The 26,480-nt window shown below is 70.8% G+C and carries 18 protein-coding genes and 1 pseudogene; 11 read left to right on the top strand and 8 right to left on the bottom strand.

What is annotated here, in order from left to right:
- Nucleotides 1–95: 95 nt before the first annotated feature.
- Nucleotides 96–332, bottom strand: a pseudogene (locus ACFUEJ_RS15415) (hypothetical protein); the annotation flags it as partial.
- A 309-nt stretch (nucleotides 333–641) separates the two neighbouring features.
- On the opposite strand from ACFUEJ_RS15415, the gene ACFUEJ_RS15410 reads away from it, so the two are divergent.
- The gene (locus ACFUEJ_RS15410) at nucleotides 642–1,184 is read left to right on the top strand and encodes a hypothetical protein (protein ID WP_058253388.1); all 543 of its coding nucleotides are present in this window, start codon (nucleotides 642–644) and stop codon (nucleotides 1,182–1,184) included.
- Here the strand turns inward: ACFUEJ_RS15410 and ACFUEJ_RS15405 are convergent.
- The 3 genes from ACFUEJ_RS15405 to ACFUEJ_RS15395 all read right to left on the bottom strand — a co-directional run bounded on the left by ACFUEJ_RS15405 (nucleotide 1,165) and on the right by ACFUEJ_RS15395 (nucleotide 8,144).
- Nucleotides 1,165–2,670 (bottom strand): dynamin family protein, encoded by a 1,506-nt coding sequence (locus ACFUEJ_RS15405; RefSeq protein WP_388030367.1) that lies wholly within the window; start codon nucleotides 2,668–2,670, stop codon nucleotides 1,165–1,167. The genes ACFUEJ_RS15410 and ACFUEJ_RS15405 overlap by 20 nt on opposite strands.
- A complete protein-coding gene (locus tag ACFUEJ_RS15400; RefSeq protein WP_388030364.1) occupies nucleotides 2,667–4,673 on the bottom strand; it encodes a dynamin family protein in 2,007 nt (668 codons plus the stop codon). The genes ACFUEJ_RS15405 and ACFUEJ_RS15400 overlap by 4 nt, the downstream gene beginning before the upstream one ends.
- 189 nt (nucleotides 4,674–4,862) lie before the next feature.
- The gene (locus ACFUEJ_RS15395; RefSeq protein WP_388030361.1) at nucleotides 4,863–8,144 is read right to left on the bottom strand and encodes an IniB N-terminal domain-containing protein; all 3,282 of its coding nucleotides are present in this window, start codon (nucleotides 8,142–8,144) and stop codon (nucleotides 4,863–4,865) included.
- A 350-nt stretch (nucleotides 8,145–8,494) separates the two neighbouring features.
- Here ACFUEJ_RS15395 and ACFUEJ_RS15390 point away from each other — a divergent pair, with 350 nt between their 5' ends.
- The 4 genes from ACFUEJ_RS15390 to ACFUEJ_RS15375 all read left to right on the top strand — a co-directional run bounded on the left by ACFUEJ_RS15390 (nucleotide 8,495) and on the right by ACFUEJ_RS15375 (nucleotide 14,737).
- Nucleotides 8,495–10,243, top strand: coding sequence for an Hsp70 family protein (locus ACFUEJ_RS15390; protein WP_277244151.1), 1,749 nt, complete (start codon nucleotides 8,495–8,497; stop codon nucleotides 10,241–10,243).
- A 35-nt stretch (nucleotides 10,244–10,278) separates the two neighbouring features.
- On the top strand, nucleotides 10,279–12,771 hold the full coding sequence (locus ACFUEJ_RS15385; protein ID WP_388030359.1) for a LuxR C-terminal-related transcriptional regulator: 2,493 nt from the start codon (nucleotides 10,279–10,281) through the stop codon (nucleotides 12,769–12,771).
- 218 nt (nucleotides 12,772–12,989) lie between these two features.
- The gene (locus ACFUEJ_RS15380; RefSeq protein ID WP_137811056.1) at nucleotides 12,990–13,748 is read left to right on the top strand and encodes an SDR family oxidoreductase; all 759 of its coding nucleotides are present in this window, start codon (nucleotides 12,990–12,992) and stop codon (nucleotides 13,746–13,748) included.
- A gap of 311 nt (nucleotides 13,749–14,059) precedes the next feature.
- Nucleotides 14,060–14,737, top strand: coding sequence for a hypothetical protein (locus tag ACFUEJ_RS15375; protein WP_388030355.1), 678 nt, complete (start codon nucleotides 14,060–14,062; stop codon nucleotides 14,735–14,737).
- Between the two features lie 89 nt (nucleotides 14,738–14,826).
- Here the strand turns inward: ACFUEJ_RS15375 and arr are convergent, their stop codons facing one another.
- The 4 genes from arr to ACFUEJ_RS15355 form a co-directional block, all read right to left on the bottom strand.
- A complete protein-coding gene (arr, locus tag ACFUEJ_RS15370) occupies nucleotides 14,827–15,255 on the bottom strand; it encodes an NAD(+)--rifampin ADP-ribosyltransferase (RefSeq protein WP_137811058.1) in 429 nt (142 codons plus the stop codon).
- Nucleotides 15,256–15,449: 194 nt separating this feature from the next.
- On the bottom strand, nucleotides 15,450–15,914 hold the full coding sequence (locus tag ACFUEJ_RS15365) for a hypothetical protein (RefSeq protein ID WP_058253389.1): 465 nt from the start codon (nucleotides 15,912–15,914) through the stop codon (nucleotides 15,450–15,452).
- Between the two features lie 153 nt (nucleotides 15,915–16,067).
- On the bottom strand, nucleotides 16,068–17,399 hold the full coding sequence (locus tag ACFUEJ_RS15360) for a sensor histidine kinase (protein WP_388030352.1): 1,332 nt from the start codon (nucleotides 17,397–17,399) through the stop codon (nucleotides 16,068–16,070).
- Nucleotides 17,383–18,021, bottom strand: a complete 639-nt coding sequence (locus ACFUEJ_RS15355) for a response regulator transcription factor (RefSeq protein WP_065631308.1) — start codon at nucleotides 18,019–18,021, stop codon at nucleotides 17,383–17,385. Before ACFUEJ_RS15355 ends, ACFUEJ_RS15360 begins: the two co-directional genes overlap by 17 nt.
- 156 nt (nucleotides 18,022–18,177) lie before the next feature.
- Between ACFUEJ_RS15355 and ACFUEJ_RS15350 the strand changes: the two genes are divergently transcribed.
- The 6 genes from ACFUEJ_RS15350 to ACFUEJ_RS15325 all read left to right on the top strand — a co-directional run bounded on the left by ACFUEJ_RS15350 (nucleotide 18,178) and on the right by ACFUEJ_RS15325 (nucleotide 26,467).
- Nucleotides 18,178–19,170 (top strand): hypothetical protein, encoded by a 993-nt coding sequence (locus ACFUEJ_RS15350; RefSeq protein WP_388030349.1) that lies wholly within the window; start codon nucleotides 18,178–18,180, stop codon nucleotides 19,168–19,170.
- A 94-nt stretch (nucleotides 19,171–19,264) separates the two neighbouring features.
- Nucleotides 19,265–20,680: an NAD(P)/FAD-dependent oxidoreductase gene (locus ACFUEJ_RS15345; RefSeq protein ID WP_211539239.1), complete on the top strand. Its 1,416-nt coding sequence runs from the start codon at nucleotides 19,265–19,267 to the stop codon at nucleotides 20,678–20,680.
- A gap of 54 nt (nucleotides 20,681–20,734) precedes the next feature.
- A complete protein-coding gene (locus ACFUEJ_RS15340; protein WP_388030346.1) occupies nucleotides 20,735–22,936 on the top strand; it encodes a DUF2254 family protein in 2,202 nt (733 codons plus the stop codon).
- Between the two features lie 49 nt (nucleotides 22,937–22,985).
- Entirely contained in the window at nucleotides 22,986–23,450 is a 465-nt protein-coding gene (locus ACFUEJ_RS15335) for an AAA family ATPase (protein WP_388030344.1), read from the top strand.
- A gap of 8 nt (nucleotides 23,451–23,458) precedes the next feature.
- Nucleotides 23,459–25,720, top strand: coding sequence for a LuxR C-terminal-related transcriptional regulator (locus ACFUEJ_RS15330; RefSeq protein ID WP_388030342.1), 2,262 nt, complete (start codon nucleotides 23,459–23,461; stop codon nucleotides 25,718–25,720).
- Nucleotides 25,721–25,843: 123 nt separating this feature from the next.
- A complete protein-coding gene (locus ACFUEJ_RS15325) occupies nucleotides 25,844–26,467 on the top strand; it encodes a hypothetical protein (protein WP_065631305.1) in 624 nt (207 codons plus the stop codon).
- The last annotated feature ends 13 nt before the right edge of the window (nucleotides 26,468–26,480 follow it).

Genomic DNA, 26,480 nt, shown 5'->3' with positions numbered 1-26,480 from the left:
CAGAGCCCTCGAACGGACCTCTGGATCGATCTTTTTAGGCATGAGCTCATCCTTCCTGACTCAGAAGGAAGCGGCATCAAACCAGGGGTGATTCAGGCTCCGGGGTAGAGGATGTGTTGGGGTGCGTTGATCCATTGGCCGCCGTCGGCGTTGGCGCCTTGGAGGTATTCGGGCTTGTCGGTGTGGTTGGTGATGGTCATGGCGACGGTGGGTTCGCCGGGTCGGGTGATGGGGAGGGTGCCGGCGTGGGCTGCTCCGGCGGCGCCGAGGGCGATGCCGGTGGCGGCGGCGAGTCCGAGGGTGGCGGTGGCGATGCGGGTGGTGGTTTTCATGGTGGGCTCCGGTGTGGTGTGGGGGTTGTGTTGGTGACACCACTGACTCTGCCGGGGATGGGTGGTCGGGGGATTCCGCTGACCGGGTGATGGGTGGGGTGAATGGCACGTCCACCGATCGGGGGACGTGCGGTGGTGGTTGCCGGGTGGCTTCGACTCGGCTCCTCGCTGCGCTCGGTGCCGGCTCAATCAGCGGTGGGTGACGGCTCAACAAGCGGTGCGCGGTGGTCGCGGGGCGGCTTCGAGAACGATGATCCGAGGTTGCGCCGGTTCGGGGTAGCGGAACGCGCAGGCAACTACCATCGAGGGATGTCGAACGCCGACGGCTCTCCGCCTCCCCGCCCGCGCGTCGCCGTCACGCCGCTGCGCCCGCAGCGGCCGGTCGGACGCTCCCCGGTCACTCGCTATGTGATCCTCGGCTGGTTGGTGTCGGTGGCCCTGGTCGTGGTGACCGTCGGCCTGACGCTGGTGTCGCTGAACGACATTCGGTCCGTCCTGGCCGCCGATCTCGTCCGGACCAATCCGGGCAGCGGGACCGATGCCGCACGCGCCGTGGACATCTCGTTGATGGTGGGCGGGGCGATCGCTCTGGTCGTCGTGCTCCTCGGGCTGTTCGGGTCCGCGCGACTCTGGGACAGTCGACGGTCCGGCCGGAGCATCCTGACGGTCGGTGCCGTCGTCGCCGTGGCCGGCGCCGTGGCCTTCCACCTCACCGTCAGCCCGTCCGCGACGGCACTCGCCGACGCCGGACTTCCGATTGTCGCCCAGTGGATTCCGGTGGCGGCCGCGCTCGTCGCGGTCGTCGCCACCGGAGCGTCCTACACCCGGTCGGTCACGGCATCCCTGCGCTGAAACCCTCGCCGCCGGTCCGGACCGCCTCACCGAGTTGGGCGACGATACCCTCGGCACTACGCACCGCGACCTGACACGCCGACGCCGAGGCCGGCGCGAGGAGCGGATGCCCGGCACGTGCCCGCCAGGTCCGCGCGGCGTCGATCGCCGCGTCCCGCAGTGTGTACACGTCGGCGGTCGCGGGCAGTCCGAGGCGGGCCGCGGGATCGATGCCCGACCCGCCGATGAGCCGGGTGATCTCGGCCCTCTGATCAGGGGGGAGGTCAACGCCCCCGGCCCGGATGGTGCCGAGCAGACGCAGCTCGCGGAAACCGTGGACGTCCGCGAGTTCCCGGCGAACCGCGGCCCGGACTTCGCGCGCCCCTGCCGACGATGACGCGGCCAGGAGGTGATCCATCGTCACCAGCGCCGAATGCGACTTGAGCTGGTCCGCGCGCTGCCCGAATTGGGTGTCGATGATGGCGCTCAGCTCCGAGAGTCCGCTGCGCTCGACGAGTTCGGCGGCCAGCGCCGACGACGAGCCGGCACCGAACCGGATGAGCGTGACCGCCATTCGGATGCCGAAGGCGCCGAAGCGTTCGGCCAGCGAACGCCGCAGCTCGGCGGGTATGTCGGGCAGGATGTCCGGACGGGAGAACCGGTCCATCGTCAGCAGGGCTGCCTCGAGGTCGGGTGCCGGGGTCGCGGCCAGCTGTGCCAGCGCGCGGAACTCGACCTCCCGCATGGTGCGAGCGGCCAATGCCAGCAGTCCCGCCACCGGCACGACCGCCTGGCACAGGCCCGTGCGTTCGAGCTCGCCGGCGAACCGTCCGGCGATCTGGTGCGCGGAGATCATCGCATCCATCCGGCCGGCGCCGAGCTCGTCCGCACGGGAGACGACGCCGATGACACCCAGCGGGCCCGACGATCCGCCGATGGCCGACCCGATGCGGCGCAGCATCGTCGTGTCGGTGGCGGTCAGCGAACGCAACAGGTAGACGACGGCGTCGACGCCGGACTGGCCGTCGTCGGGGGTGAGGAGCCGGATGGTCGACGCGGACAACTCCGTCGACAACGACGCCGTGCCCGGGGTGTCGACGATGGTCGTCGACTGCAGGGCACGCGCCGGCCATTCGACGTCCAGACGGTCGACGCGATCGGCGGTGAGCCGCCCGAAATCGAAGCCCAGTCGACCGTCGATGCGGGTGACCGGGATGCCCACCGCGCGACCGTCGTCGACGTGTGCGGTGACCGACGGCGACCGGCCGTTGCGGTACCAGGTGACGACCCGCGTGCACTCGGTGGCATCTGTGGGGGCGATGTCCTGTCCCACAAGGGCGTTCAGCAGCGTCGACTTGCCAGCCTTGAGCGAACCGGCCAGGGCGACCCGCACCGGCTGGTACAACCGGTGGGCGCACACGTCGAGCTCGGCCTGTGCGTGCGGGTCGTCGGCGAGGGCGGTGCGGGTGGCGTCGAGAAACCCTCGGACGCGGGCGATGTCGGTCATCGGCGCGGGAGCCCCGCAGCGGTCTCGTCCGGGTCGAGATGATCGGCCGCCTTGCGCAGCGCGGCGACCGCGGTGAGTCGAGACTCGAGTTCGGCGACGCGTCCGGATCGCTCCGAATCGGCGAGGGTCGCGGCAGACTGTGCGGCACTGAGGGATTCCGAGATCGAGCGTGCGGTCTGTTCGGCGACCGAGGTGAAGTGATCGCGGAGGACTCGCTGGATGACCCGCAACCGATCGCGGGACTCCTTGCCGACCTGGAAGCTGACGTCGTCGGTGAACGCGCGCACCGCGACCTTCGCCTTGGCGCGACGTTCCAGGACCTTCGCCTCCTTGTCATCCCGGTACGCCTTGGTGCCGAGCAACAGTCCGGCGCCCACGGACACCGGGTTGATGAGCGCCATGCCGACCATCGTCGAGATGAGTCCGAACATCAGCACACCGCCGTACGAACCGCGCATGCCGATCAACAGCTTCTGGGCGAGACCGACTCTGCCGCTGTCGAGTTCGGCGAGCTCGGCCACCGAATCGAGCACACCGGTCAGATCGGCGACGTCGATGTCGGGCAGCGAGTTCTGGCCGGCCGCCGCGAAGTGGTCGGCCACCCGCTCGGCGAGCCACACCGATCGCTCATGTGCCCAGACGAAGTTGTCGCCGATGACGGCGGCGGTCTGATCGGCCAGCCACTCGCTCAGCTGTTCCCAGTCGACCCCCGGATCGCCCTCGTCGATGGCCCGCTCGGCTTCCCGGGTCACCGCGCGGAGACGGTCCCGCAGGTCGTGGTCGATGTCGGCGGCGAGGTCGGCGATCCCGTCGGCCAGCGTCTGCTGCCACTGAGCGGACTGACGCCGCATGGCCTCCGCGTCGGACTTGGCCTCCCGGAGCGCGCCGACGGCGCGGCCGGCGGTCTCCGGATCCCGCAGGGCGGCGAGTTCGCTGCCCAGGGTGAGCGCGAGATGTTCACTGACGACGCGCAGATCGGTGGCGACGGTGGTCCGGGTCGCCTGCCGTGCGGTGGCCACCACGCGCTCGCGCAGGTACCGGTACAGATCGAGGAACCCGGCCTCCGCGTTGAGTTTCTCGTCGCCGAGCCGCAGCGCGTGGGTGCGGAGCACCGATGACACGGGCAACAACGGGATGTCGAGGCCGGCGGTTTGCAGATGGCTCCGGTCGGCGTCGACGACGGCGCGCCAGTGCGGGTACAGGTCGGTCTTCGTGATGAGGCACGCGATGGTCGGGCACAGTCCGGCGACCTGCTGGAGGAAGGACATCTCCGGCGCGGTGAACTCCTGGCTGGCATCCGACACGACGAGCACCGCGTCGGCTGCCGCGACCATGCCGAGAGTCGCTGCGGCATAAGGGTGTCCGTGGCCGCCGACACCGGGGGTGTCGACGAGGACGAGACCGTCGGCGAGCAACGGGCCGGGTGCCTCGATCTCGAGCCGGAGGACCTCGCGGCCACCGGCGAGCGGGGAGTCGGGGGTGATGCCGGCGATGGCGTCCATCGGCACCGGGATGCGATTGTCGGCGGCCGGGCCGTCGACTATCAGATGGGCCGACGGTTGCGTGGCGTGCGAGATGACCGTCGGCACCGCGGTCGTCTCGTCGTCGCCGACCGAGCACACGTCCAGGTTGAGCAGTGCGTTGACGAACGAGCTCTTGCCCTGTTTCAGCTGACCCACCACGACGATCCGCAGGCGGGGGTCGGTGATCCGGGTGCGCGCGCCGTCGAGGCGACTGACCAGATCGTTACGGCCCGCCTCCCGGGCCACCTCGGACATCGTGGTCAGCAGGTCGCCGATGGTGTTCGGCACCTGCGTCCGTGCCGGGGTCGCCACTGCCGGGGTCGCCGGGGCTGGGGCCGTGGCCGCGGGTGGCCGGGGCGGGGCAGCGGCGTGTGCCGGTGCGGTCGGGGCTGCTGCCTTCCACGTGGGGGCGGGACCAGGTGCGTCCCGATCGGCGGCGTGCCGGCCGACGCGAGGTGGTTCGGCGGGTGGAGTGGTCATGGTGTCCTCACGGTAGCGGTGAGTCGGCCCGTCCGGTCGGCATCGGCGGGGCTTCGCACCCGTTCGGGCGGTGCGTGCGAGCGCGCCGGGAGAAGGCGGGGCCGGACGAGGACCGCCCCGGGGCCGGCCCACGTCCAGGGTTGCTGGAGCGTGGGACGGTCCCGGGGCGGGTTTGCCGATGTGACCCGGTCAGTCGGCGTCGGGTCCGGCGTCCGGGGTGTTGACGCCGATCCCGGTGTCCGTGTCGCCACCGAGGCCACCGGTCAGGCCGCCGGTCAATCCGCCGGTGAGGCCGGCGGTCGTGTCGGCCACGCCGCCGACGGTCGAGTCGACCGCGCCGCCGACGGTGGTGTCGACCGCGCCGCCGAGTTCGGCACCGGTGTCGGTCACGCCGCCCAGGTCCAGGCCGCCGTCCGCGCCGGCACCGCCGCCGGCGTCCACGCCACCACCGACCACTGCGCCGCCGGTCAGACCACCGGTCACCCCACCGACGATGTCGGTGGTCGTGTCGAGGGTGCCGCCGACCCCGGTCTCGAGTGAGCCCGCGGCGTCGCCGACCACGTCCACTGCGCCGCCGGCCGTGCCGGAGATCGCGGTGGTCAGTTCGGAGGTGACCTCTGCGGGCAGCTCGGTGTCGAGCGCACCGCCCAGGCCGAGGTCGCCGCCCAGACCGAGATCCCCACCGAGGCCTCCGCCCACGCCTGCGCCGGCGCCGAGAGCACCGTCGAGAACCGGACCGGCGGTGGCGCCCAGATCGGCCTCGCCGCTCCCGGCGCCCAGGCCGGCGAGTCCGGTCTCGAGGGTCCCCTCCAGGCCGCCCTGCAGAGTGCTGTCCAGCCCGGCGACCAAGTCCGTGCCGGTCTCGGCGACGGTGCCCAGGCCGGCCAGTGTGCCCGCGCCCAGGTTGCCGGTGAGGCTGTCGACCACTGTGCCGCCGAGGGTTTCGGTGACCAGGAGCGGTCCGCCCACGGTGATGGTGCCCTCGGGGGAGAGGATGAGGCTCGGGTTGACGATCGCCTCGAGTTCGCCGGTCAGTGCTGCGCCCAGGCCACCCGTCGCCTCCAGGGTCGAGTCCAGGGTCGCGACGAGGCCGTCGGTGGCCGACAGATCCACGTCGAGTGCGGAGCTGAGAACGGTGCTGAGGGCTGCCGGGAGTTCGGCCCCGCCGGCCAGTTGGCCGGCCAGCGAACCACCCAGCTCACCGCTCAGTGCGGTCCCGAGGACGGCGCCGAGGGACGCGCCGAGGTCGGCACCCACATCCCCGCCCGCAGCCAGCACGGCCTCGAGGGTTCCGCCGAGGTCGGCGGCGGTCTCGGTCACCAGGCCCAGTCCCGCGCCGGCGTCGAGTGCGGCGTCCAGCGCCCCGCCCAGCTGTGTGATGAGGGCGCCGTCGACGCCGAGTGCACCGCCGAGGTCCGCGGCCAGCAGTTCGCCGACGTTCAGGCCGGCACCGGCGGCGGCGTCGAGTATGCCCTCGATGCCTGCGGCCGCACCCAGCACGCCGCCCAGGGTGGCGCCGAGCTCGCCCGCGAGCTCACCCCCGCCACCGACGATCGCGCCGAGTTGCGCGGCCAGGTCGGTGGCCAGTCCGCCCTCGAGCAGGCCGCTCAGGTCGGCGCCGAGGACGCCGCCCAGTTCGAGGGCGCCACCCAGGGCGGCCCCCAGGTCGGCGCCTGCAGCCGCGCCGAGGACACCGGTGAGCACGGTGCTCAGCGCGGTGTCGAGGCCGGCGCCGGCCGACAACAGTCCGTTGAGCGCGGCTCCGAGTTCGGTGCCGAGGCCGCCCACGACCCCGAGGCCGCCGCCGAGAGCGCCCTCGACCGCGCCACCGAGACCCGCGCCCAGTCCGGCACCGAGTCCCAGTCCCGCTTCGAGAGCGCCGCCGACGCCGGTTTCGAGCGCCCCGCCGAGACCGAGACCGGCGTCGATGGCACCGCCGAGCCCGGCAGTGAGATCGGCGGCCAGGCCACCTTCGAGGGCTGCGGCCAGCGTGCCGCCCAGGGCCGCACCGAGACCGGCGGCGGCTTCGCCACCGACTTCGAGGCCGGCAGCCAGAGCGCCGGCGAGAGTTGTGCTGAGATCGCCGCCGGCTTCGATCAGGGCCTCGACGTCGACGATCCCGCCGGCTTCGAGGACGGATTCGAGCGCCGCGGCGAGCCCGGCCTGAGCGCCGCCGCCGACACCGAGGACGGCGGTCAGGGCGCCACCGAGGACGGCGTTCGCGCCGGCCGCGCCGGTCAGGACCAGTCCGCCGGTCGCCGCGGCCGTCGACGTCAGGGCCACACCGAGTGCGGTGCCGACGGAGGCGGCAGCGGTGCCGCCCGCGGCCAGGGTCGAGCTGAGAGCGCCGCTGAGGGTGGCGCCGAGTTCGCCGGACAGGTCGGCGATGGCCTGCGCGTCGAGCAGACCCGACAGCGTCGCCGAGAGGTCACCCGCGACATCGAGAGTGGAGGTCAGCGCGGCGGTCAGATCGCCGGACAGTTCGGCGCCGAGGCCGAGCGCGCCGGTGAGTACCGCCGAGAGTGCGCCGCCCGCACCGAGACCGGCGCCGAGCGCGGCCGCGAGGTCTGCGCCGAGTGCGCCGCCCGCGCCGATCGTGGCGCCGAGCAGACCGCCCAGCGTCGCGCCGAACGAGCCGGCGAGTTCGCCACCCAGCTCGAGCGCGGCGGATAGCTGCGCGGCGAGGCCGCCCCCGAGTCCGAGCCCGAGGTCGGCGCCTGCGGCGAGGAGTGCGTCGAGCGAAGCCCCGAGCTGGGCGACCAGGGCGCCCTCGGCGCCGATCGCGCCGGCCAGCGTCCCGGCGATGACCGGTCCGATGCCGGCGGCGAGCTCGAGGCCACCGTCGACGACCGTCTCGAGCGCGGCTCCCAGCGCGGCACCGAACTGCGCGGCGATCGCGCCGCCGGCGCCCAGGCCCGCGGACAGCGCCGCGCCCAGGGCGACGGCCAGCTGGCCCGCGAGGTCGAGGTCACCGAATGCGATACCGCCGAGGTCGAGATCGGCCAGGGACAGACCCGAGAGGTCGATGTCGCCCAATCCGATGCCGCCGAGGAGACCGCCGAAGTCGATGTCGCCCAGATCGATTCCACCCAGATCGACTCCACCGAGGTCGAGGTCGCCCAGTTCGAGCCCACCGATGCCGCCGAGGTTCACGTCACCGAGGTTGACGTCTCCGCCGCCGACGTTGATGTCGCCGAACTCCAGGCCGCCCAGGCCGACTCCGACGCCACCGCCGCCGATCACGCCGCCACCGACCGCGCCGCCGCCGGCACCGATGATCGCACCGAGGCCGCCGCCCGCGGCCAGACCGCCTCCGGCGACCAGCGGGGCGGCTGCGGAGATGTCGGCGGGGGTGACGCCGGTGAGTCCGGCGCGATCGATCGCGGCCTGGGGATTGCCGCAGTAGGCGTTGAAGGATTCCTCGTCGCGAAGCAGACCGAGGATGAAGTCGAGTACCGCGTTGGTCGCCATGGCGTCGTTCCTTGCGTCGGGGAGATCGCAGTTCGATCCCGTGTCGAGTTCGACCGTATGGACTTCGGGGCCCGACGACATCGGGGTAAATCCCCAGTCCTGCCGACGACCGGGGGGTGGGTCATCCCCCAGGGGGATTTCGACCGGGGTCCGGGGTCCGGGCGCCGCCGGCATAGGGGGGTCGGGACTTTCCCCCTAATCCCCGGCCAGGGCTAACACCAGGGGGCCGGTCCGCGACACACTGGGTGAAGTGCGCCGCCGGGGCCGGGGCACGTGACATCGACGGATTGCCCGCACGACGCGGCACCGTCACCGCCCACCGTCTGCAGGTGCGAACAGGAGTGAGCGTCATGGCCATCGGGATCGGTGTGAAGATCGGGTCCGCGAACAGCGTGGCGGTAGCCGCCTCGGAACAGTCCTGGGAGGGCGCGGTCTCGGTCGAGACGTCCGCTCTGGTGGATGCCGACGACTTCCTCGGACGGGTCGGCGACCCGGTCCCGATGCTCGACGACCACGGCCGCACGATCGCGGCCGCCGACCTCTACGCCGACGCGGTCGCGGCGCTGGTCGCCCGGCTCGACCTCGGCACGAACAGCGTCGACTCAGCACCGTCCGACGACGTGCACCTGACCGTCGTGCACCCCGACAACTGGTCCGATCAGGCCGTCGACGAGGCCCGGGCGGCGCTTGCCGCCCACCCCGACTCGGTGCCGGCGGACGCGATCACCTGGGTGACCGAGTCACGGGCGACCCTGGCAGCAACCGAACACGCCGAGGGCGCCTTCGGCGACGGCGCGGTCGTCGTCTGCGATCTCGGCGCCGGGGGGCTCACCGTCTCTGTCCTGACCACCGGTTCCGATCCGGCCCCGATCGGCCGTCCGCTGCATCTGGACACCGTGAGCGGCAACGAGTTCGACCGTTTGCTGCTGGCGCACACCCTGCGGGTGACCGGTGCCGGCGCCGAGGTCGACGCAGGTCTGGCCGACCCGGCCCGGAACGGCGCGATCCTCGACGACGTGAACCGGCTGCGGGAAGAGTGCCGCCGGGCCAAGGAGTCTCTGTCGGTGGACACCGACACCGTCGTCGACGTGCGGATCGGGCAGGTGAGCACCGAGGCGCGGCTGGTCCGCGACGACATCGAGGACCTGCTGCGCGCACCGGTCATGGAGGCGGTCGCGCTGGTTCGTGAAGCGGTCTCCGCGTCCGCCGTCGGCCATGACTCGTCGGGCGCGCACGCGGCCCCCGGGATGAAGCCGGCCGGGGTGACCGCGGTCCTGCTCGGTGGCGGCGGTGCGGCGATCCCGCTCGTCACCGAGATGCTGTCCTCGACCCTGCGTCTGCCGGTCGTCGGAGACCCCGATCCCGCGTCCGCCTCGGCAGCCGGCGGCGCGCTGATGGCGGGCACGACGCTTGCCGCGCGCCGGTCGGCGATGGCTCCGGCCGCCGCCACGACCGCGGCCCTCGTCTCGGCCGCGCCCGAGGAGCGGCCGCTCCGCGAGATCGTCCCGGCTCCGAGCACCCCGGTCGCCGAGCCCGCTCCCCGGTTCTCGCGCCGCAAGCGCGGCACCCTGATCACGGTCGGCGCCGCCGCACTGGCGCTCGTCACCGCAACCGGACTCTCCGTCGGCACCGGACTCGTCGGTTCGGTCGGCGAGGCGACGCCCCCACCCGCGGGAGCGGCGACCACCACGGCCACCTCGACGCAGAACCCCGGTGGCGCCCCGGGCACCACCGCGACCGGTGCGCGTCCCGGGACCACCGCAGCACCGGTGACCGGTACGGGAACCCGGGCTCCGGGCACCGCAACCGATGCGCCGCGGCGGACCGCGGCCGGCGCCCCGTCTGCGGGCGCCCCGTCTGCCGGCGCCCCTGCGCCCGGAAGCACCCCCGGCCGGCCTGCACCGGCGCCCGCGCCTGCTCCAGCGCCCGCACCAGCACCAGCACCAGCGCCGGCGCCCGCTCCGGCACCAGCGCCTGCACCGGCGCCGGACTACCCCGAACCGGACACCGGCGGTGGCGGCATCACCCCGGGCGGGGTCCTCGACGGCACCGGCCGGGTGCTGTGCGGCGTCACCGGCGTCGTCGGCATCGACTGCTGAATCCGTTGACTCCCCGGTCACCCCTGGACCGTTCGATGACCCCGACGACACCGGTCTCCACGATCGGTGACCGTCCGGACCCGTCCTCGGCCGCGTCGCGCACCTCGTCGTGGGTGGCGAGCATCGTCGACCGCGCGCACTCGGGCCATCCGCTGTGCGCCGTGGCCGTCGGCACCCCCGGCAGCGGACGCTCGGCATTGCTGAACGCCGTGCACGAACAACTCCGACGACGGGACCTCCCGGTGAGTGTGGGGCTGCCCGCCGCGGACGGCGCGGGTCCCGTGTTCGTGCTGGCCGACGACATGCATCTGTGGCCGGTGGCCATGTTCGAGACCGCGCTGGGCATGCTCGACGCGGGAACGATCGGGCTGATCGCCACGATCGAACCGCGGGAACTGGACCCGAACGTCCGCCGGTTGCGCGACCGCGCCCGACCGTTCGGGGGGGTCCTCGAACTCGAGGCGCTGGGTACCGCCGATGTCCTGACCCGCGCGTCCCGCGCCGGGCTGACCCTCGCGCCGACCACGGCATCGCTGATCCGTCGACGCTGTGGCGGTGCGCGAGCTCCCATCGACACTGTGCTGCGGGCGCTCCGGAGCAATTCGAGCAGCGCCTCGCGCGTCATAGACGAGCCGGGGGCCGACGAAATCGCCGTCATCGATCGGGTGTCCCGCGAGTGGCACCATCGGCTGCTGCGCAGACTCGATCCCCTCACGCTCGCGGTGCTGGCCCTCGCCTCGGTCCGGGCGCCCCTCGACCCCGACAGCGTCGCCGAAGCGGCGGGCATCGACCGAGCCGCCGCGCTCGAGGCGGTCGACCGGGCTCGCGGGTGCGGCCTGTTACGCGGCGCGGACGTCTTCGTCTCGGCTGCGGCCGGGCCACTGCGTGATGTGCTGGGAGACAAGCGGATCGACGAGCTACGACGCAACTCGGTCGTCCTCGGACTGCGTGCGACCGAGCTCACCCCCGACACCGCGCTGCTCGCGGCCGAGGCCGGTGTCGACGACCCGCGAGTCGTCGACGCGCTGCTGGCCGGCGCGGTCGACGCGACTGCTGCGCGGGCGGTGGTCCTCCTGCAGGCCGCCGATCGGGTGGAGCCGGGGCGTGATGACGTCCGGCTCCTGATGGCCCAGCGCGCCCTGGCGTCGGGGGATCTCGACGGTGCGGGTGCCGCGGCCGACCGCCGGCTGGAAACGGCCGCACCCACAGACGAATGGGTCGCGGAGTGGGTGGAGCTCGCCGCCGCAGTTGCAGCGCGTCGCGGACTCGCTTCGCACGCCGCCGACCTGTACCGCTGGACGGGACCTGATCTTTCTGCATCGCAGTCATTGTCGGCTGCCGTCGCTCTGCTCGCGGTCGGCGACCGTGCGGCAGCCACGGCCATCGGCGCGGCCGATCGTGGCCGCGCGCCGGTGGCGAGTCGGGCCACACGGTCGCTGGTGGTCCGCGGGCTGCTCGCCACCCTCGACGACACGGCCGAGATGAGTCCCGGCGATGCGGTCGACGCCGTGGTCCGGGGGATCTCGGCAGGGGCGACATCATCCCGAGACCCGTCTGCGGCCCGAATTCTGCACGCGGCCGCCGCGGTGGCGTTGAACCTCGGCGACACCGTTGCCGCGCAATCGATCCGGACGGTGGCGGCGGAGCCGGCCCGCACCATTCTCGACGCCGAGGCCGCGCTCACCGTCGGCGATCTCGAAGCGGCGGCGCGTCTGCTCCCGACGGCGGAACCGCAGGGGATGTCCGAACGCTTTCGGGTGCAGGCCATCCGGCTCGGGTTGGCCCGGCGCCACGGTGACCTGTCCGCGCTGTCGGCCGCGTGGCAGGACGGCCTGTCGCTCCTCGCCGCCATCGAGGTGGACCTCTACCTGTTGCGTCCGCTCGGCGAGTTCTGGATCGCCGCAGCGCGACTGGGTCAGATTCCCGCGATTGCGCGGTATGTGCACGCAGCCGACCGGTTGCTCGCGGGTCTTGGCGACCCCCCGGCGTGGTCGGCGTCGTGGGACTTCGCGGGCGTCCAAGCCGTTGCCATCACGCGCGACCAGTCCGCTGTGGCGCACCGGTTGACTCGTCTCGACCTCGCCGCGGCGCAGAACCGCACGGCCGGGTCGTTGTCGACCGGTGCGCGCGCCTGGGTCGCGCTGAACGACGCCGGCGAATCAACGGAACCCGTCACCGCCGCCGTCGAAGCGCTACGGAGCATCGGATTACACTGGGAGGCAGCGCGTCTCGCGGGTATGGCCGCGTCTCGCGCCGACGATCCCGCGACCGCGGCCGGCCTCCTGTACACCGCTCGCTCGGCCGGTGAAGATCGGCGGCTGACTCCACAGGTCGGCGGGCCGCTCACCGGTCGCGAGGCCGAGGTCGCCCACGAGCTGCTGCAGGGTTTCACCTACCGGGAAATCGGTGAGCGCCTGTACATCTCGGCGAAGACCGTCGAGCATCACGTCGCCCGGATCCGACGCCGGCTCGACGCCGGATCACGGTCGGAACTGATGGCTGCCCTCCGCGCGGCTGGGTATCGGTAGGCAGGCTCGCGCCGCCTGTGCTGAAAACCGCCCGACAGCGGCCCGGCGCGAGCGATATGTTGTCTGTCCGTTTCTGTGGGGCGGTCTTCCGGGACGGAATGACTCAGTGCCACGGTCGAATTCGAGAACCGGCAGCAGATGATCACGGCTATGACCGAAGATCGGGGCGAGGCGACCGCCGCCTTCCTGGAGAAACGAGCACCGAGGTACCGACGACGATGACTTCTGACCTGTTCGATGTGAGTGGCAAGACGGTGCTGGTCACCGGCGGCACGTCGGGTATCGGGGCGATGATCGCCCACGGACTGCACGACCGCGGGGCACGGGTCCTCATCACCGGTCGCAATGACGACGCGCTGGCCGAGGCGCGCGCCGCGGGACTGACTGCGTTACAGGCGAATCTGTCGACGCCCGAGGGTGCACGAACCCTCGCGCAGCAGGTGGCGTCGGAGACCGACACCCTCGACGTCCTGGTGAACAACGCCGGCGCGACCTGGGGTGCGCCGCTCGAGGAGTTCCCGGACTCCGCCTGGGACCGGGTGCTGAAGCTCAACGTCCAGACGCCGTTCGTGCTCACGCAGACACTGTTGCCGTTGCTGACCGGTACTGCGACTGCCGAGAACCCGTCGCGGGTCATCATGATCGGCAGCGTCGACGGGATCCGGGTGCCGCGCACCGCGTCGTACTCCTACTCGTCGAGCAAGGCGGCCGTCCATCAGCTGACACGGCATCTCGCGCGGGACCTCGGACCGCGTCATGTCACCGTGAACGCCATCGCGCCAGGTCCTTTCGAGTCCAAGATGATGGCGCCGATCCTGGCCGAGCTGGGCGACGAGGTCGCCGCGGCCTCCCCGCTGGGGCGTATCGGTCGAGCCGACGACATGATCGGGACGGTGGTGTACCTCGCCAGTCGCGCCGGCTGTTACCTCACCGGGACCGTCATTCCGGTCGACGGTGGGATTGCGACGACGCTCTGAGTCCATGAGTCCAATTGACGGAGTACGGCACACAGTCAACGAAATTCGATGCACAGTCAATGGGATTCGGCGCACAGTCACCGGGTGGTGCGGAATAGGCAGATAGCCGGGAGTTCTGGATTCAAAAGCAAACATGCGACATGGTCCACTGATGCACTGTGCGTGCAGGTCAGGTTCGCTGTGTAAAGGTGTTCCTCATTCAGAGGCCTTTAATCGCGCTGGTATCTGATTAATCCCTTTGTTAGCTTGCGGGAGATCGATGGACCGAACGACAAAGGAGGAAAGAGCCAGTGCGAAGAAATCTCATCCGTGTGACGACGGCTGGCGCGACCCTCGGGGTCGCGGCCCTGATCGCTCCCGCGGTGGCGACCGCAGCCCCCGTATCCGAGGCGAACTGTGCCAAGGTCTCCACTCCGGCCAACCCGGCGGGCTGGGGCAACACGTTCGGTGACGAGCGCGGCCAGGCGGGCAAGGTGACGGCGACCAATGTCGTCGATCAGGACGGGTCTCTCGAGTTCGTGACGACAGAGCAGACACCGCGCCAGGCGTCGTACAAGAGCGCCGGGCAGCTGAAACTGACGGACGCCATCACGAAGCCGCTCACGTTCAACAAGTCCGACGGGCAGGCTAACTGGCAACTACGCGTGACCGGGGCCAACACCGGGCAACCCAACGGATTTGCGACGCTCGTCTGGACCGCGCCGGCTGGTGCGGGCAAGGCAGACGCCGGCGGCTCTGATCAGTGGTGGGCCACCCGAGATCTCGGCACCATCAAGAGAGGCACCAACGCCACCCTGGATGATCTGGTGAAGGCGGCCAACAGCGAGGGGCACACCACCGTGGTCGACCACTACGGGGTCTCCAGTCAGCCCAACGAGGGGGCCGGCAAGGTCAATGTAGACAACGTCTCGTTCAACGGGTGCACCACCAACTTCGCCGCATCGGGTGCCGGCGGAGCCTTCGGATCGCTGGAGAACATCTTTCCCTGATCCGTGAGTTCGAAGCTGCAGCAGGCGCTCCGCGGCCGGTGACCGGTCGCGGAGCGCCGCCGTCACGGCGAGAATGTCGCGACGGCGGGCTAGTCGTACAGACCCGCTTCGCCCCGCTGCCGGAGTGCCTCCAACCCGGCCCGGAACTGCTGGAGGTATTCCGGCGAATGTCCCACCCAGTCGGTCATCTCGCCGACGACCCGGACCGGCTGGGCGCTCCGGTAGGAATGGGTGGGGTTGCCGGGGAATTTCTTGTCGGTGACATTCGGATCGTCGTGTACGTCGTCAGATGGTTCCACGATGTAGACCCGGGGGCGCCCGTCACCCACCGCCATCTCGGCCGCGAGCACCGCGCCGTCGAGCACCTTGGTCATGTAGACGTAGTTCGAGATGTGCTCGCGGCGGTAGTTCGAGCGGTGGCCGGGGGTCAGGAAGTCGCCGACCCGAAGGTCGGCTCGGGTGCCGTGGAAGTAGGCCCCGGACTCGTGCTTTCGAAATCGTTCCGGGGTGTCCGCCATGTCGGGATGGTCTGCACTCTCGGGCATCGATCGCCTCCTGTGTCTCGGTCGTCGAGAGATTGTGCACGGCCACCGGGGCCTTGCCGCAAGCCCCCGTCGTCGACATATGGTGGAAGTGGCGGGGTTCGGGGGCGGGCGACCCGCCCCCGAACCCATCTCGGTCCTCCCTCCTCCTCACCACAGGTTCGCTGTCCTCACCACTGGTCGAAGCCGACGTTGACCTGTGGGTATCCGGTGTCGATGTGGTTGTTCATCCAGTAGTTCTGGGCGTGGGGTCCCCAGATGCTGCTCATGGCGGTGTTGACGTTGTGGGGGTGGTTGGTGAGTTGGTAGTTGGCGGTGGGGCCGAAGGCGCCGATGCGGTAGATGGCGTTGACGTCGAGGTGGTTGGTGAAGGGTGCGGTGGCGGTGATGGTTTCGGTGGCTCCGGGGTAGAGGATGTGTTGGGGTGCGTTGATCCATTGGCCGCCGTCGGCGTTGGCGCCTTGGAGGTATTCGGGCTTGTCGGTGTGGTTGGTGATGGTCATGGCGACGGTGGGTTCGCCGGGGCGGGTGATGGGTAGGGTGCCGGCGTGGGCTGCTCCGGCGGCGCCGAGGGCGATGCCGGTGGCGGCGGCGAGTCCGAGGGTGGCGGTGGCGATGCGGGTGGTGGTTTTCATGGTGGGCTCCGGTGTGGTGTGGGGGTTGTGTTGGTGACACCACTGACTCTGCCGGGGATGGGTGGTCGGGGGATTCCGCTGACCGGGTGATCGAGCGGGTGAACGCTGCATCCACCGATCGGGGGACACCGGGTCGGTACGGGCACTCGCGCCTCAGATGACGCGAGCGGGAACCTCGACGATCGCGACGGTTCCGCCGCCCGGATGGTTCGACAGCGACAACGTGCCGCCGGCGCCTTCGACGCGCACGCGTCGCGAGGCAAGTCCGATGTGGCCCTTGGCTTGTCGTCGACGCATCAACTCCTCGACGTCGATGCCGGCAGGTAACCCGATGCCGTCGTCCACGACGACGAGGCGCGCTCGGCCAACATCGAACTCGGCGGTGACGTCGACCGTCGTCGCGGACGCGTGCTTGATCACGTTCGTCAGGAGTTCGCGGGCGGAGGCGAACAGCAGCGAGTCGGCGGACGTGCGTAGGTCGGGCGGCCAGCCCGCGGTGTCGACGGAGATCGTCGGGGCACCGGCGCGGCTGCCGAACGAGGCGGCGAGGTCGGTGAGGGCCACCGACAGACCGGCCTGTTCCAGAACCGCCGGGTGCAGCTCACTCAGCGTCGACCGCAGCAACTGCGCCGCGTCGCGCAGCGCACCGTCCACGCGGTCGAGGGTCACCGGATCGGCGGAGTCACGGAGCGTGGCGAGTTCCTGACGCGCCGCCAGTACGTACTGCAAAGCCCCGTCGTGGAGGTTGTCGGCGAGATCCCGGCGTTCGCGTTCCTCGATCTCCATCGTCGCGTCCAGCAATCGGGCGCGTTCGGCGGCTAGCGCCCCGATCGTTCTCACCCGGGATCGCTGTAGGCGAGACAGCAGGATCGCGCCGACGGCCAACGCCGCGACGACGAGGATGCGCAAGACGATCACCGACCACGGCTCGCCGTTTGATGTGCGGGCCAGCATGGATGAGGCGGCGTAGACCGCGGTCGTGACGATCACCACGACCGCACAGGTCCTGGGCTGCAACGCGATCGCCGCGATCATCGGCACGAGGACGAATCCGCTGAGGAGAACGTCGGTGGTCCAACTCAATTCGTTGGACTGGCTGGCGGCGACGGCGAGCGCGGTGAGCAGGAGGAGGTCGATCGGCAGCGCGATCCACGAGTATCGGATCATCGCCGATTCATGGCGGACGACCACGACCGCCCCGCCGATGCACCAGGCCGCGTAGAGAATCGCCGTCACGACGCTGAACGTCTCCGCGTGCGCGGGTGGGTCGAGGCTGACGGTCAGCAACACGAACAGCGACAGAAATAGTCGGAGGACCACCTGAATCCGGATGCCACGGAACGCGTGGCCGATCAGGATGTCATGGATCCGCGGCTCGTCGGCGAACTCGTCGAGACCCAGATAGCGTGTCGCCCCCGCGATCTCGACGCTGCCAGCGTCGTCGTCCCCTGGCCTCGAGGGGTCCGCGCTATTCGAGGAGCCCACGACGCATCGCCTCGGCGACCGCGGCCGCACGGTCGGACACGCCGAGCTTCTCGTAGAGGCGCTGGGTGTGCGTCTTGACCGTCGACGCGCCGATGTAGAGTTCGGCGGCGACCTGTGGAATCGACTGTCCGCGTGCGAATCCCGTGAGAACCTGGCGCTCTCGCTCGCTCAGGGCCGGCGCGTCACGCTGGGTCTGCGCACGGATCTCGCCTGCCAGTCCCGCGGCGAGCTCCGGCGGTACCACCGTCTCTCCCTTGGCCACCCGGGTCACCGCGCCGACGATGTCGTCGCGATCGGCGTCCTTCGACAGGTAACCGGCCGCACCTTCCTGCAGCGCCCGGAAGACGATCGGGCCGTCGGTGACCGCGGACAGCAGCAGCACTCGGGTCGGCAACCCGTCGCGCGACACCGCATGGGCAACCTCGACGCCGGTCATGTGCGGCATCTGGTGGTCGACCACCGCGACGTCGGGTTTCTCCCGACGGATCAGCTCGAGCCCGGCCAGACCGTCGGCGGCCTCGCCGACGACCCGTACCCGTCCACTGGCCGCCAGGCCACGGGATACACCGTCGCGGAAGAACGGGTGATCGTCGACGACGACCACGGTGACGAGGGTGTTCATCGGATCAGGATAGGCGGGGTGAGGACCTGAACCGAGCCGAACAGTGCTCCCGTCCCCGAATGGGTCATACCGAGAGACCACCCCGCGCCGGTCGCGCAACTCGACGCGATTTGGCAACCTCGGATCGGGGACCGATACCGAGGATCGGAGTGGGGGATGTATCGACCGGACCTGCACCTGGGAGCGCTGAGGGGCCCGCTCCCGCGATCGCCGCTGCATGTGCTGCGGACCTATCTGGCGGTGACGACGCTGCTGTACGCGGTGGGCGTGGCTCTCACGCTGTTCCCGACCGACGACTCGGCGACCCTGTCCGACCCGACCGGGGGACTGGTCGCCGTCGTGCTGGGGCTCGCGGCGCTGGGGTGGCTGTCGGTGCGGCCGCAGCGCCCGCTACCGGCCGTGATCGCGGCCGGTGTCGCCACCCCCGCGGTGATGGCGTTCCACGAGCTGATCAGCGCCGAGTTCCTGTGCATGATCGCGGCGATGTTCCTGGCGATGTACGTCCGTGCCACTCTTCCGCGTCGGCAGGCGTGGGCGTTCATCGGTCTGCTGACCGCGGGATGCGTCGTCGCGCTTGCCGTGGCGCCCGCACCGAAGTACCTCAGCACCTACATCGTCGTCGCCGTCGCCATCCCGGCGGCGGCCGAGTCGTTCGGGTTGCTGACGCGGACGCTGCTCACCGCGGTCTGTGCTGACCCGCTGACCGGCGTGTTCAACCGCGCGGGCTGGGAACTCGCGACCGCGGGGCTCCTCGACGGACGGCGGTCGGCCGCGGCGGTCACGGTGATCTCGTGGTCAGTCGACGACTCCGGGACGACCGACGACCCGCGCGAGAGGGAGCAGCGACTGGTTCGCCGGGCCCGGACCTGCGTCGAATTGCTTCCCGCCGATTCCGCCCTGGCACGCCTGGCCGATTCGGAGTTCGCGATCTGCGTGGTGCACGACGACGATGGTCCACCCGGGCAGGCCGCGGCGTTGATCGAGGAGCTGCGTCGACACCTGCCCGATGCCTCACTCGCGGCGTCCACCGCGCCGGCGCCGGCAGCGGACGTCGCCGCCCTACGCGCGCAGGCGTCGTCCCGCCTGGCGTCCGTCAGACGCAGCGAGCCCGGGCCGGCCCGACATTCCGATCACCCCGACATGCAGTGAGGCGGGCGGCTCATCCGGGCAACCACCATGTCGAGCCCGCCATCGAGTTCTGCGATCGCGGTCGTGCCGGTGCACATCGAATACGATGCCGCTCATGACCTCGGCCATCGTGGTGGGGGCGGGCCCCAACGGGCTCGCCGCCGCCATCACCCTCGCGCAGCGGGGCATCGAGGTGACGGTGCTGGAGGCGGCCGAGACGATCGGTGGTGGTGCCCGCTCGTCCGAGCGAATCCTGCCCGGCCTGCTGCACGACGACGGCGCGGCCGTCCACCCGATCGGGCTGGCATCGACGTTCTTCCAGAGCCTCGGACTCGCCGACCATGGGCTCGAATGGGGCTGGCCGGAGATCGACCTCGCACATCCGCTGCCCGACGGCCGGGCCGGCGCCATGATGAACTCGCTGGACGAGACCAGTCGGCTTCTCGGGGTCGACGGACCACGATGGCGGAGCCTGTTCGGTCCGTTGGCGGAGAACTTCGACGACCTGGCGCAGGAAGTGCTGGGCCCGCTCCTGCACGTGCCGCGTCATCTCGGCCCGCTTGCCCGGTTCGGGCCCGCCGCTCTCCTGCCCGCAACCGTCCTGGGACGGGTGTGGCACACGGACGAGGCGGCGGCCCTGTTCGCCGGGAACGCCGCCCATGGGTGGTACCCGCTCACCCGGCCGACCACCTCTGCGTTCGCGCTGATGTTCGCCGCCATCTCGCACCGGTACGGGTGGCCGATCATCAAGGGCGGGACGGCCCGAATGCCGGAGGCCCTCGCCGCGGTGCTGGCAACGCTGGGCGGCCGCATCGAAACCGGCCATCGGGTCAGCTCCCTCTCCGACCTCCCACCGGCGGATGTGGTCGTGCTCGACCTGGAGCCCGGCGCGGTCGCCGACCTTGCGGGGGACGCACTCCCGAGTCGAGTCCGTAAGGCGTATCGACGGTTTCGGCGGGCGCCCGCCGCGGTCAAACTCGACCTCGCCGTCGACGGCGGAATTCCGTGGCGGGACGAGTTCTCCGGTCGGGCGGGCACCGTGCACGTGTGCGGCTCCGCCGCCGAGGTCGTCGCGTCCGAGGCCGAGATCCATCGTGGCCGGATGCCGGAGCGGCCCTTCGTCCTCGTCGCCCAGCAATATCTGGCCGATCCGGCGCGGTCGGTCGGTGACGTCCATCCGGTGTACGTCTATGCACATGTGCCGCATGGCTACAGCGGCGACGCCACGAACGCCGTGCTCGCGCAGCTGGAACGATTCGCGCCGGGGACGCGCGATCGGATCGTCGGGTCCGTCGTGCGCACGCCCGCAGATCTCGCCGCGAGCAATGCCAACCTCGTCGGCGGCGACATCATCGGCGGGGCAAACGATCCCCTCCAGGTCGTGATGCGCCCCCGGATCGCGGCCGACCCGTATGCCACCGGAATCCCGGGTGTCTACATCTGCTCGGCGTCCACGCCACCGGGCGCCGGAGTGCACGGAATGTGCGGCCACAACGCGGCTCTGAGTGCACTGCGCCGGCTCGGCCCGTAGATCAGAGTCGCGATTGCCCGCGAGAACCCCCGGCGCTGCCGCTAGGGTCGGGGGATGACCGGGTGGTTCGATGAGCGGATCGTCGAGACCGGTCGTCTGCCGTTGTTCTTCCTGTTGCTCGCCTTCGTCCTGACCTTCCTGTTCATCCGCTTCAGTGTGCGGATGATCCGCGCTGAGGTCAGTTGGTGGCCGGGCAACGTGACGCCGGGCGGGGTGCATGTGCACCACGCCTTCTTCGGCATGATGGCGATGTTGGTGGCGGGCTTCGGATTCGTCGCGGTCGACCCGCTCCGGACACCGGTGATCGACTGTGTCCTGGCGGCCCTGTTCGGCATCGGAGCGGCGCTCGTGCTCGACGAGTTCGCGCTCATCCTCCACCTGCGCGACGTCTACTGGGCGGAGGAGGGGCGGACGTCGATCGACGCGGTGTTCGTCGCGATCGCCATAGGTCTGCTCTTCCTCCTCGGGTTGCAGCCGTTCGGGGCGTTCGAGGTCGTCGGGGACATCCGGAACGAGAACGGCCTGGTGGCACGGCTGGTCGCGGCGGGTGTCGTCGTGCTCAACGTGCTCCTGGCGATCGTCACCCTGATCAAGGGCAAGGTCTGGACCGGACTGGTGGGCATGTTCGTCCCGGTCCTGCTGTGGTTCGGTGCCGCGAGACTCGCGCGGCCGCGATCACCATGGGCCCGGTGGCGATACAAGAACCGCCCCCGCAAACTGGCTCGCGCGATCGGGCGTGAGCAGCGATATCGAGAACCGTTGATGCGATGGAAGATCGTCGTGCAGGAGGCGGTGGCGGGGCGTTTCGGGGTGCCCGACGCGCCGGCTCCCGTTCCGGTTCCCCTGCCGGAGTCCGTCCCGACGGCGGTCGGCGTGGTGACCGAGAAGGTACCGAGCGCGCTGGCGACCGCTATCCGATGGCGGCGCACGCGCCGGGCCCTGCGCACGGTCCCGATCTGGCGGCTGCCGGTCGTGCTGGTGACGTTGGCGATAGTCGCCGCGTGGACCACCGTCGGATTCGACGAGCTGCTCGAACTGGAGGTCGACCCGGGAACCCTGGCGACGCTGCTCAGCGTCATCGCCGGTTCGATGGCGACCCTGACCGGTCTCGTGTTCACCGCCGTCACGCTCGCGATGCAGTTCGGGGCGTCGTCGATCTCGGTGCGGGTGATCCCGATGCTGCAGCAGGAACCCGTCATGCGGTGGTCCACCGGCTTCTTCCTCGCGACCTTCGTCTACAGCGTGATCATCGCGATCGACCTGTCGGTCGGGGGTCCGGACGAGCCGACCCCCGGCCTGTCCACGGCAATCGCGTTCATGCTCACGACCGTCAGCGCGTACCTGTTCATCGCGCTCGTCGGGAAGGTCGGGACGATCCTGAACACCTCGCGCCTGCTGCAGTGGATCGCCGACGACGGCCGGTCGGCGATCGTGCGGCAGCTGCCGCCGGCGGACAGGCACGACGAGAGCACCGCCGCAACCGAGTTCGGTACCCGCTCCGATTCCGACGCGAGCGACGCCGAGCTATTGGGGACCGGCCCGGGCGCGGCGACGGACCCGAATGCGACGGATGAGATGCGAACGCAGATCAGGCTGGGCGAGGTGACCGCGCGGGGGCGGGTCCTGCTGGCGGTCAACGGTGATCGTCTGCGGCGGTACGCGGCGTCGTGGAACGTGCGGATCAACGTGCTGGTCGCCGTCGGCGACCATGTGCCGCACGATCTCCCGGTGGTCGAGATCGTCGGTGATCCGATCCAGGTGGAGAAGCGCCGCGTGCTGGCCTGTCTGCTGTTCGGGGACACCCATCAACCCTCGGTGAGCCCTGCTGCGGCACTGCAGGCGATCTCGGACATCGCGCTCAAGGCGATGTCGGCTGGGAGCAACGATCCGAGCGTCGTGGTCCAGGCGCTCGACCACACCGAGGACCTGTTGCTCCTGCTGGCTCCGCGGCTTCGCGGCGAACAGTTCTCGAGCGACCCCTCGGTCCGCGGCATCCGGCGCAGCTGGGCGGACTACGTCGCGATCGGGACCGACGAGATCCGACGGCACAGCACCGGCCAGGTTCAGGTGCAACGCCGCCTGCGCGCGCTGTTCGAGTCCCTTCTCGCCGGGTGCGGGCCCGCGCAGCGCGCGCCCGTGGCCGAGCGACTGGCCGTGCTCGACGCGCAGGTCGCCCGCGACTGGTCCGACGACCTCGACCGGCGACTGGCCGCGGCTGCGGACCGGCAGGGATACGGGTCGGAGTTCGGCCGGTGAGGTGAGCAGATGGATCACGCGAATCGGACACAGCCGATACCCTGAGTCCGTGCTCGCGTCCCAGTCCGCCGACCGTCGTGCGGTGGTCGACGAAATGCACGACTTCGTCGCCGCTGCCCAACGCGATTCGGGTTCCGCCCGCCGTGGGGTCGGCGTGATCACCGCCGGCCCGGGCGCCGGAAAGACCCATACGCTCCGGGAACTGGCCTCTGCCACTGATGGTTCCGTTCGCACGGTGCGGGCAGACGAACTGTCGTGGCGCCAACCGTTCGGACTCGCCGGGCAGCTGCTCGGAGTGGATCTGCCGACCCCGGTTCCCGATGGCTTCGACGACGATCTCTACGCGCGCGTGGACACGCTGTGTGCCGACGGGCCGCTCGTGCTCGTCGTCGACGATGCCCACCACGCCGATGCGGCGACCCTGGAACTGTTGTCCCGCCTCGTCCCTGCCACGCGGGTCCTACCGCTGGTGATGCTCCTCGGCCGGCGGCCGCTCCCAGACTGGATCTGCTGAACCGGTTGGTGGCGCGAGTGGAGGTCGTCGACTGGTCCCTGCCCCCGCTGGGCGCCGACGAGGTCCACCGGATCTCGATCGAGACCGTCGGTGCCGCACCGGACGTCGAACTCTTCGGGCTGCTTGGTGCATCGGGTGGGAACCCGATGCACGTGATCTCGGTGCTGCGCGCGCTGCAGCAGTCGGGCGGTCTGCGGATCGTCGACGGTCACGCGGCGGTCGACGCACGCACCGCGTCGGGGGTACCGAGTGGACTCGAGGACGCGATCGCCGAACACGTCGCCCTCCTCGACGGTCGTGCCCGCGAGCTGACGCAGAAGCTCGCGGTCTGGGGCCGCCCGGCGACGCTCGCGCAACTGGCCGCGGTCGACGCGGTTCCGCCCGCCTCTCTGGTCGGGCCGGCCCAGTCGGCGATCGACGCCGAGATCGTCGGCGTCGACGACGGAGGAGCGTTGCACTTCACGCACGACCTCTACGCCGACGTCACCTACGGACAACTCGATCCGATGCTGCGCTCGGTGCTGCACGACGCGATCGCCAGCCATCCCAGTACCCGGCACGATCCGCAGTCCGTGGCACATCACCGAATCGCCTCGGGCAGTGACGAAACCGCGATGTTCGCGGCGGTACGCCGCGCCGAGAGCGAACTCGCCAGCACGCCGGCGGTCGCGGCGGAACTCCTGGAGACGTTGGCCGGCACCGCCCGTCCGTCGGCGGGGGTCAACACCGCACTCGCCCTCGCCCTCGCCCGAACCGGGCAGCTCGACCGGGCCACACGCGTCGCCGAGGACGGCATGGGACTGGCGACCGAGATCAACGAGTTCGCCGAACTGCATCGAATCCTGTTGTTCGCCCTGATCGCCAAGGGTGACACCGACCGGGTGCGGGACCTGATCGACGAGACCCTGCAACTCCCGGTCGACGACGACGTCGCCGGCACGCTCACCGACCTGCGGCACTACGTGGGCATCCTCGACGGACGAAGGCCCGCGCCGGACACCCCGTTCTTCGACGTCCAGCGGGACGCGTCCACCCGATCGGTGTCCGGCCTGATCGCCGAGGCACTACGCCGGTTCCTGCGCGGCGAGGTGGAGGAGGCGCTCGGGATCGCGCTGCTCGCCTCGCGTCGGGACGCGGCGGAATCCGCCGGCGGCACACTGTCGACGTCGTCGGCCGACATCTGGCCGTCGCTGATCGAACAGTATGCGCACGGCCCGGCGGCCGCGGCCGACCTGCTCGCGGGTGCCGCCCGGTTGCGATCGAGCCGGGGCGCCGACTGGATGACCGCCTACCACGAGTTCACCCGCGGCGGAATAGCTCTCGGGCTCGGCGACCTCGACGACTCGGCGGCATCTTTCGATGCCGGACTGGATCGCGCGGACTCCGCGGACATGGGCTGGAAGTCGATGGCGGTCGGCGGGCGGGCCATGGTCGACGTGCTGCGCGGCGATCTGGCGGCCGCGTCGACCCGCCTCGACGCGTGGGACGACACGGGACTACCGGACCAGTTCGGTTTCCCGGTGCCCACCCACGCCCGCGCCCTGCTGCTCGAGGCGAACCGGAAACTACGTGCGGCCGCGACGACAGCCGGCAGCGCATGGGACCACGGCCGCCGGTTCGGTCTGTACTCCTGGCTGCCCACCGTCGTTCTCGAGACCGCGCGGATCGGCGCGCGTGCGGGCGACACCGCGCTGCTCGGCAGCATTCTGGACGGGCTCGACGAGTTCCCGGTACCGCCCGCGCGGCCCATGTCCGGGCCCGTCGCGGTGGCCCGCGCGATGTGTTCGGTGGTGCTCCACGACGCGGACCCGTTGACGATCGTGCACGCCGCCGACGAGTACGCCGAGATCGTGCAGGCGGTCGGGGACCGGCAGTCCGAGGCGTGCATGTGGGAGGAAGCCGCGTGCGCGGTCGCCCTTTCGGGAGACCGGGACCGCGCCCGCGAGCTCGCCCGGCGAGCGATGCGACTGACGCGTGCCATGGGAGCAAGCACCAGCTCCGCACGCGTGGCCTCGCGGTTGCGTCCGTTGGGGATTCGGCTCGACCCCGCGGCACGCGACCGGCCGACCCATGGTTGGGACAGTCTCACCAAGACCGAGACGACCGTCGCCGAACTGGTCGCGGCCGGCATGAGCGGCGGCGAGATCGCCGACCGACTGTTCATCTCGACCCGCACGGTGCAGACCCACGTCTCCCACGCCCTCGCCAAACTCGGCCTGCGCACCCGCGTCGAACTCGCCGCGTTCGTCGTGGGTCGGCAGCAGAACTGAGCATCGTCGCACGGTTGGCGCAGATTTCTCCGTCAGAACGCAGATGTACGCGTCATCGGCCCGGCGGACAGTGGGTGTACCCCCAACGAGGACCCACCTCGGCCGTACCGAAGGAGACCACCCGTGAACGCCAAATCGATGATCTTGGGACTCGCCCCCTGGTTCGTGTTCGCCTGGGCGGCCGAACGCCTGGGTGCCGACCACGTCACGCTCGCCGCGATCGCCGCCTGCGCGCTGGCCCTGGCCGTCACCATCTACGAGGCCGTCCGCACCGGCGGCGGTTGGAAGATCATCGACGTCGCCGGGGTCGTCCTGTTCGGCGTCATCGCGCTCATCGGCATCGTCGGTGACACCCAGGTCGACGAAGCGCTCGTGTTCTTCGGTCGCGGTGGTTCGGCGTTCGTCCTCGCCGCGGTCATGGCCGTGTCCGCGTTCACGGTCCCGTTCACCGAGCAGTACGCCCGCGAGACCGTCGATCCCGCCCTGTGGCACTCACCGGTGTTCCGCGCGAAGAACCGCCAGATCAGCCTCTTGTGGGCCGGGGCGATCGCACTCATGGGCTGCTCGCACATCGTCGCCGGATTGCTGGCGTCGTCGGCGTCGGTGTCCGGCAGCCACCCGGGCAACATCCTGCTCAACTGGGTCGTGCCGATCGCGCTGATCGTGTTCGCGGTCAAGCGGACCCGGGCCATCGCCGACGCGGCCCCCAGCGCGCCCGCCGCCTCCACCGCCCCGACCGCCGGCTGACCCCCGCGGCACA

The organism is Gordonia sp. NPDC057258 (assembly GCF_042668985.1).
Classification (GTDB): Bacteria; Actinomycetota; Actinomycetes; order Mycobacteriales; family Mycobacteriaceae; genus Gordonia; species Gordonia hongkongensis.
The sequence above is the reverse complement of the archived record's forward strand: the minus strand, read 5'-3'. Positions and strand labels throughout refer to the sequence as shown.

Coding starts and splice junctions, on each gene's coding strand:
- ACFUEJ_RS15365 (WP_058253389.1), bottom strand. CDS start 15,914: ATGAAAACCACCACCCGCATCGCCACCGCCACCCTCGGACTCGCCGCC.
- ACFUEJ_RS15340 (WP_388030346.1), top strand. CDS start 20,735: ATGACCGGGTGGTTCGATGAGCGGATCGTCGAGACCGGTCGTCTGCCG.
- ACFUEJ_RS15400 (WP_388030364.1), bottom strand. CDS start 4,673: ATGACCACTCCACCCGCCGAACCACCTCGCGTCGGCCGGCACGCCGCC.
- ACFUEJ_RS15395 (WP_388030361.1), bottom strand. CDS start 8,144: ATGGCGACCAACGCGGTACTCGACTTCATCCTCGGTCTGCTTCGCGAC.
- arr (WP_137811058.1), bottom strand. CDS start 15,255: ATGGCGGACACCCCGGAACGATTTCGAAAGCACGAGTCCGGGGCCTAC.
- ACFUEJ_RS15390 (WP_277244151.1), top strand. CDS start 8,495: ATGGCCATCGGGATCGGTGTGAAGATCGGGTCCGCGAACAGCGTGGCG.
- ACFUEJ_RS15355 (WP_065631308.1), bottom strand. CDS start 18,021: ATGAACACCCTCGTCACCGTGGTCGTCGTCGACGATCACCCGTTCTTC.
- ACFUEJ_RS15350 (WP_388030349.1), top strand. CDS start 18,178: ATGTATCGACCGGACCTGCACCTGGGAGCGCTGAGGGGCCCGCTCCCG.
- ACFUEJ_RS15405 (WP_388030367.1), bottom strand. CDS start 2,670: ATGACCGACATCGCCCGCGTCCGAGGGTTTCTCGACGCCACCCGCACC.
- ACFUEJ_RS15410 (WP_058253388.1), top strand. CDS start 642: ATGTCGAACGCCGACGGCTCTCCGCCTCCCCGCCCGCGCGTCGCCGTC.
- ACFUEJ_RS15345 (WP_211539239.1), top strand. CDS start 19,265: ATGACCTCGGCCATCGTGGTGGGGGCGGGCCCCAACGGGCTCGCCGCC.
- ACFUEJ_RS15380 (WP_137811056.1), top strand. CDS start 12,990: ATGACTTCTGACCTGTTCGATGTGAGTGGCAAGACGGTGCTGGTCACC.
- ACFUEJ_RS15385 (WP_388030359.1), top strand. CDS start 10,279: ATGACCCCGACGACACCGGTCTCCACGATCGGTGACCGTCCGGACCCG.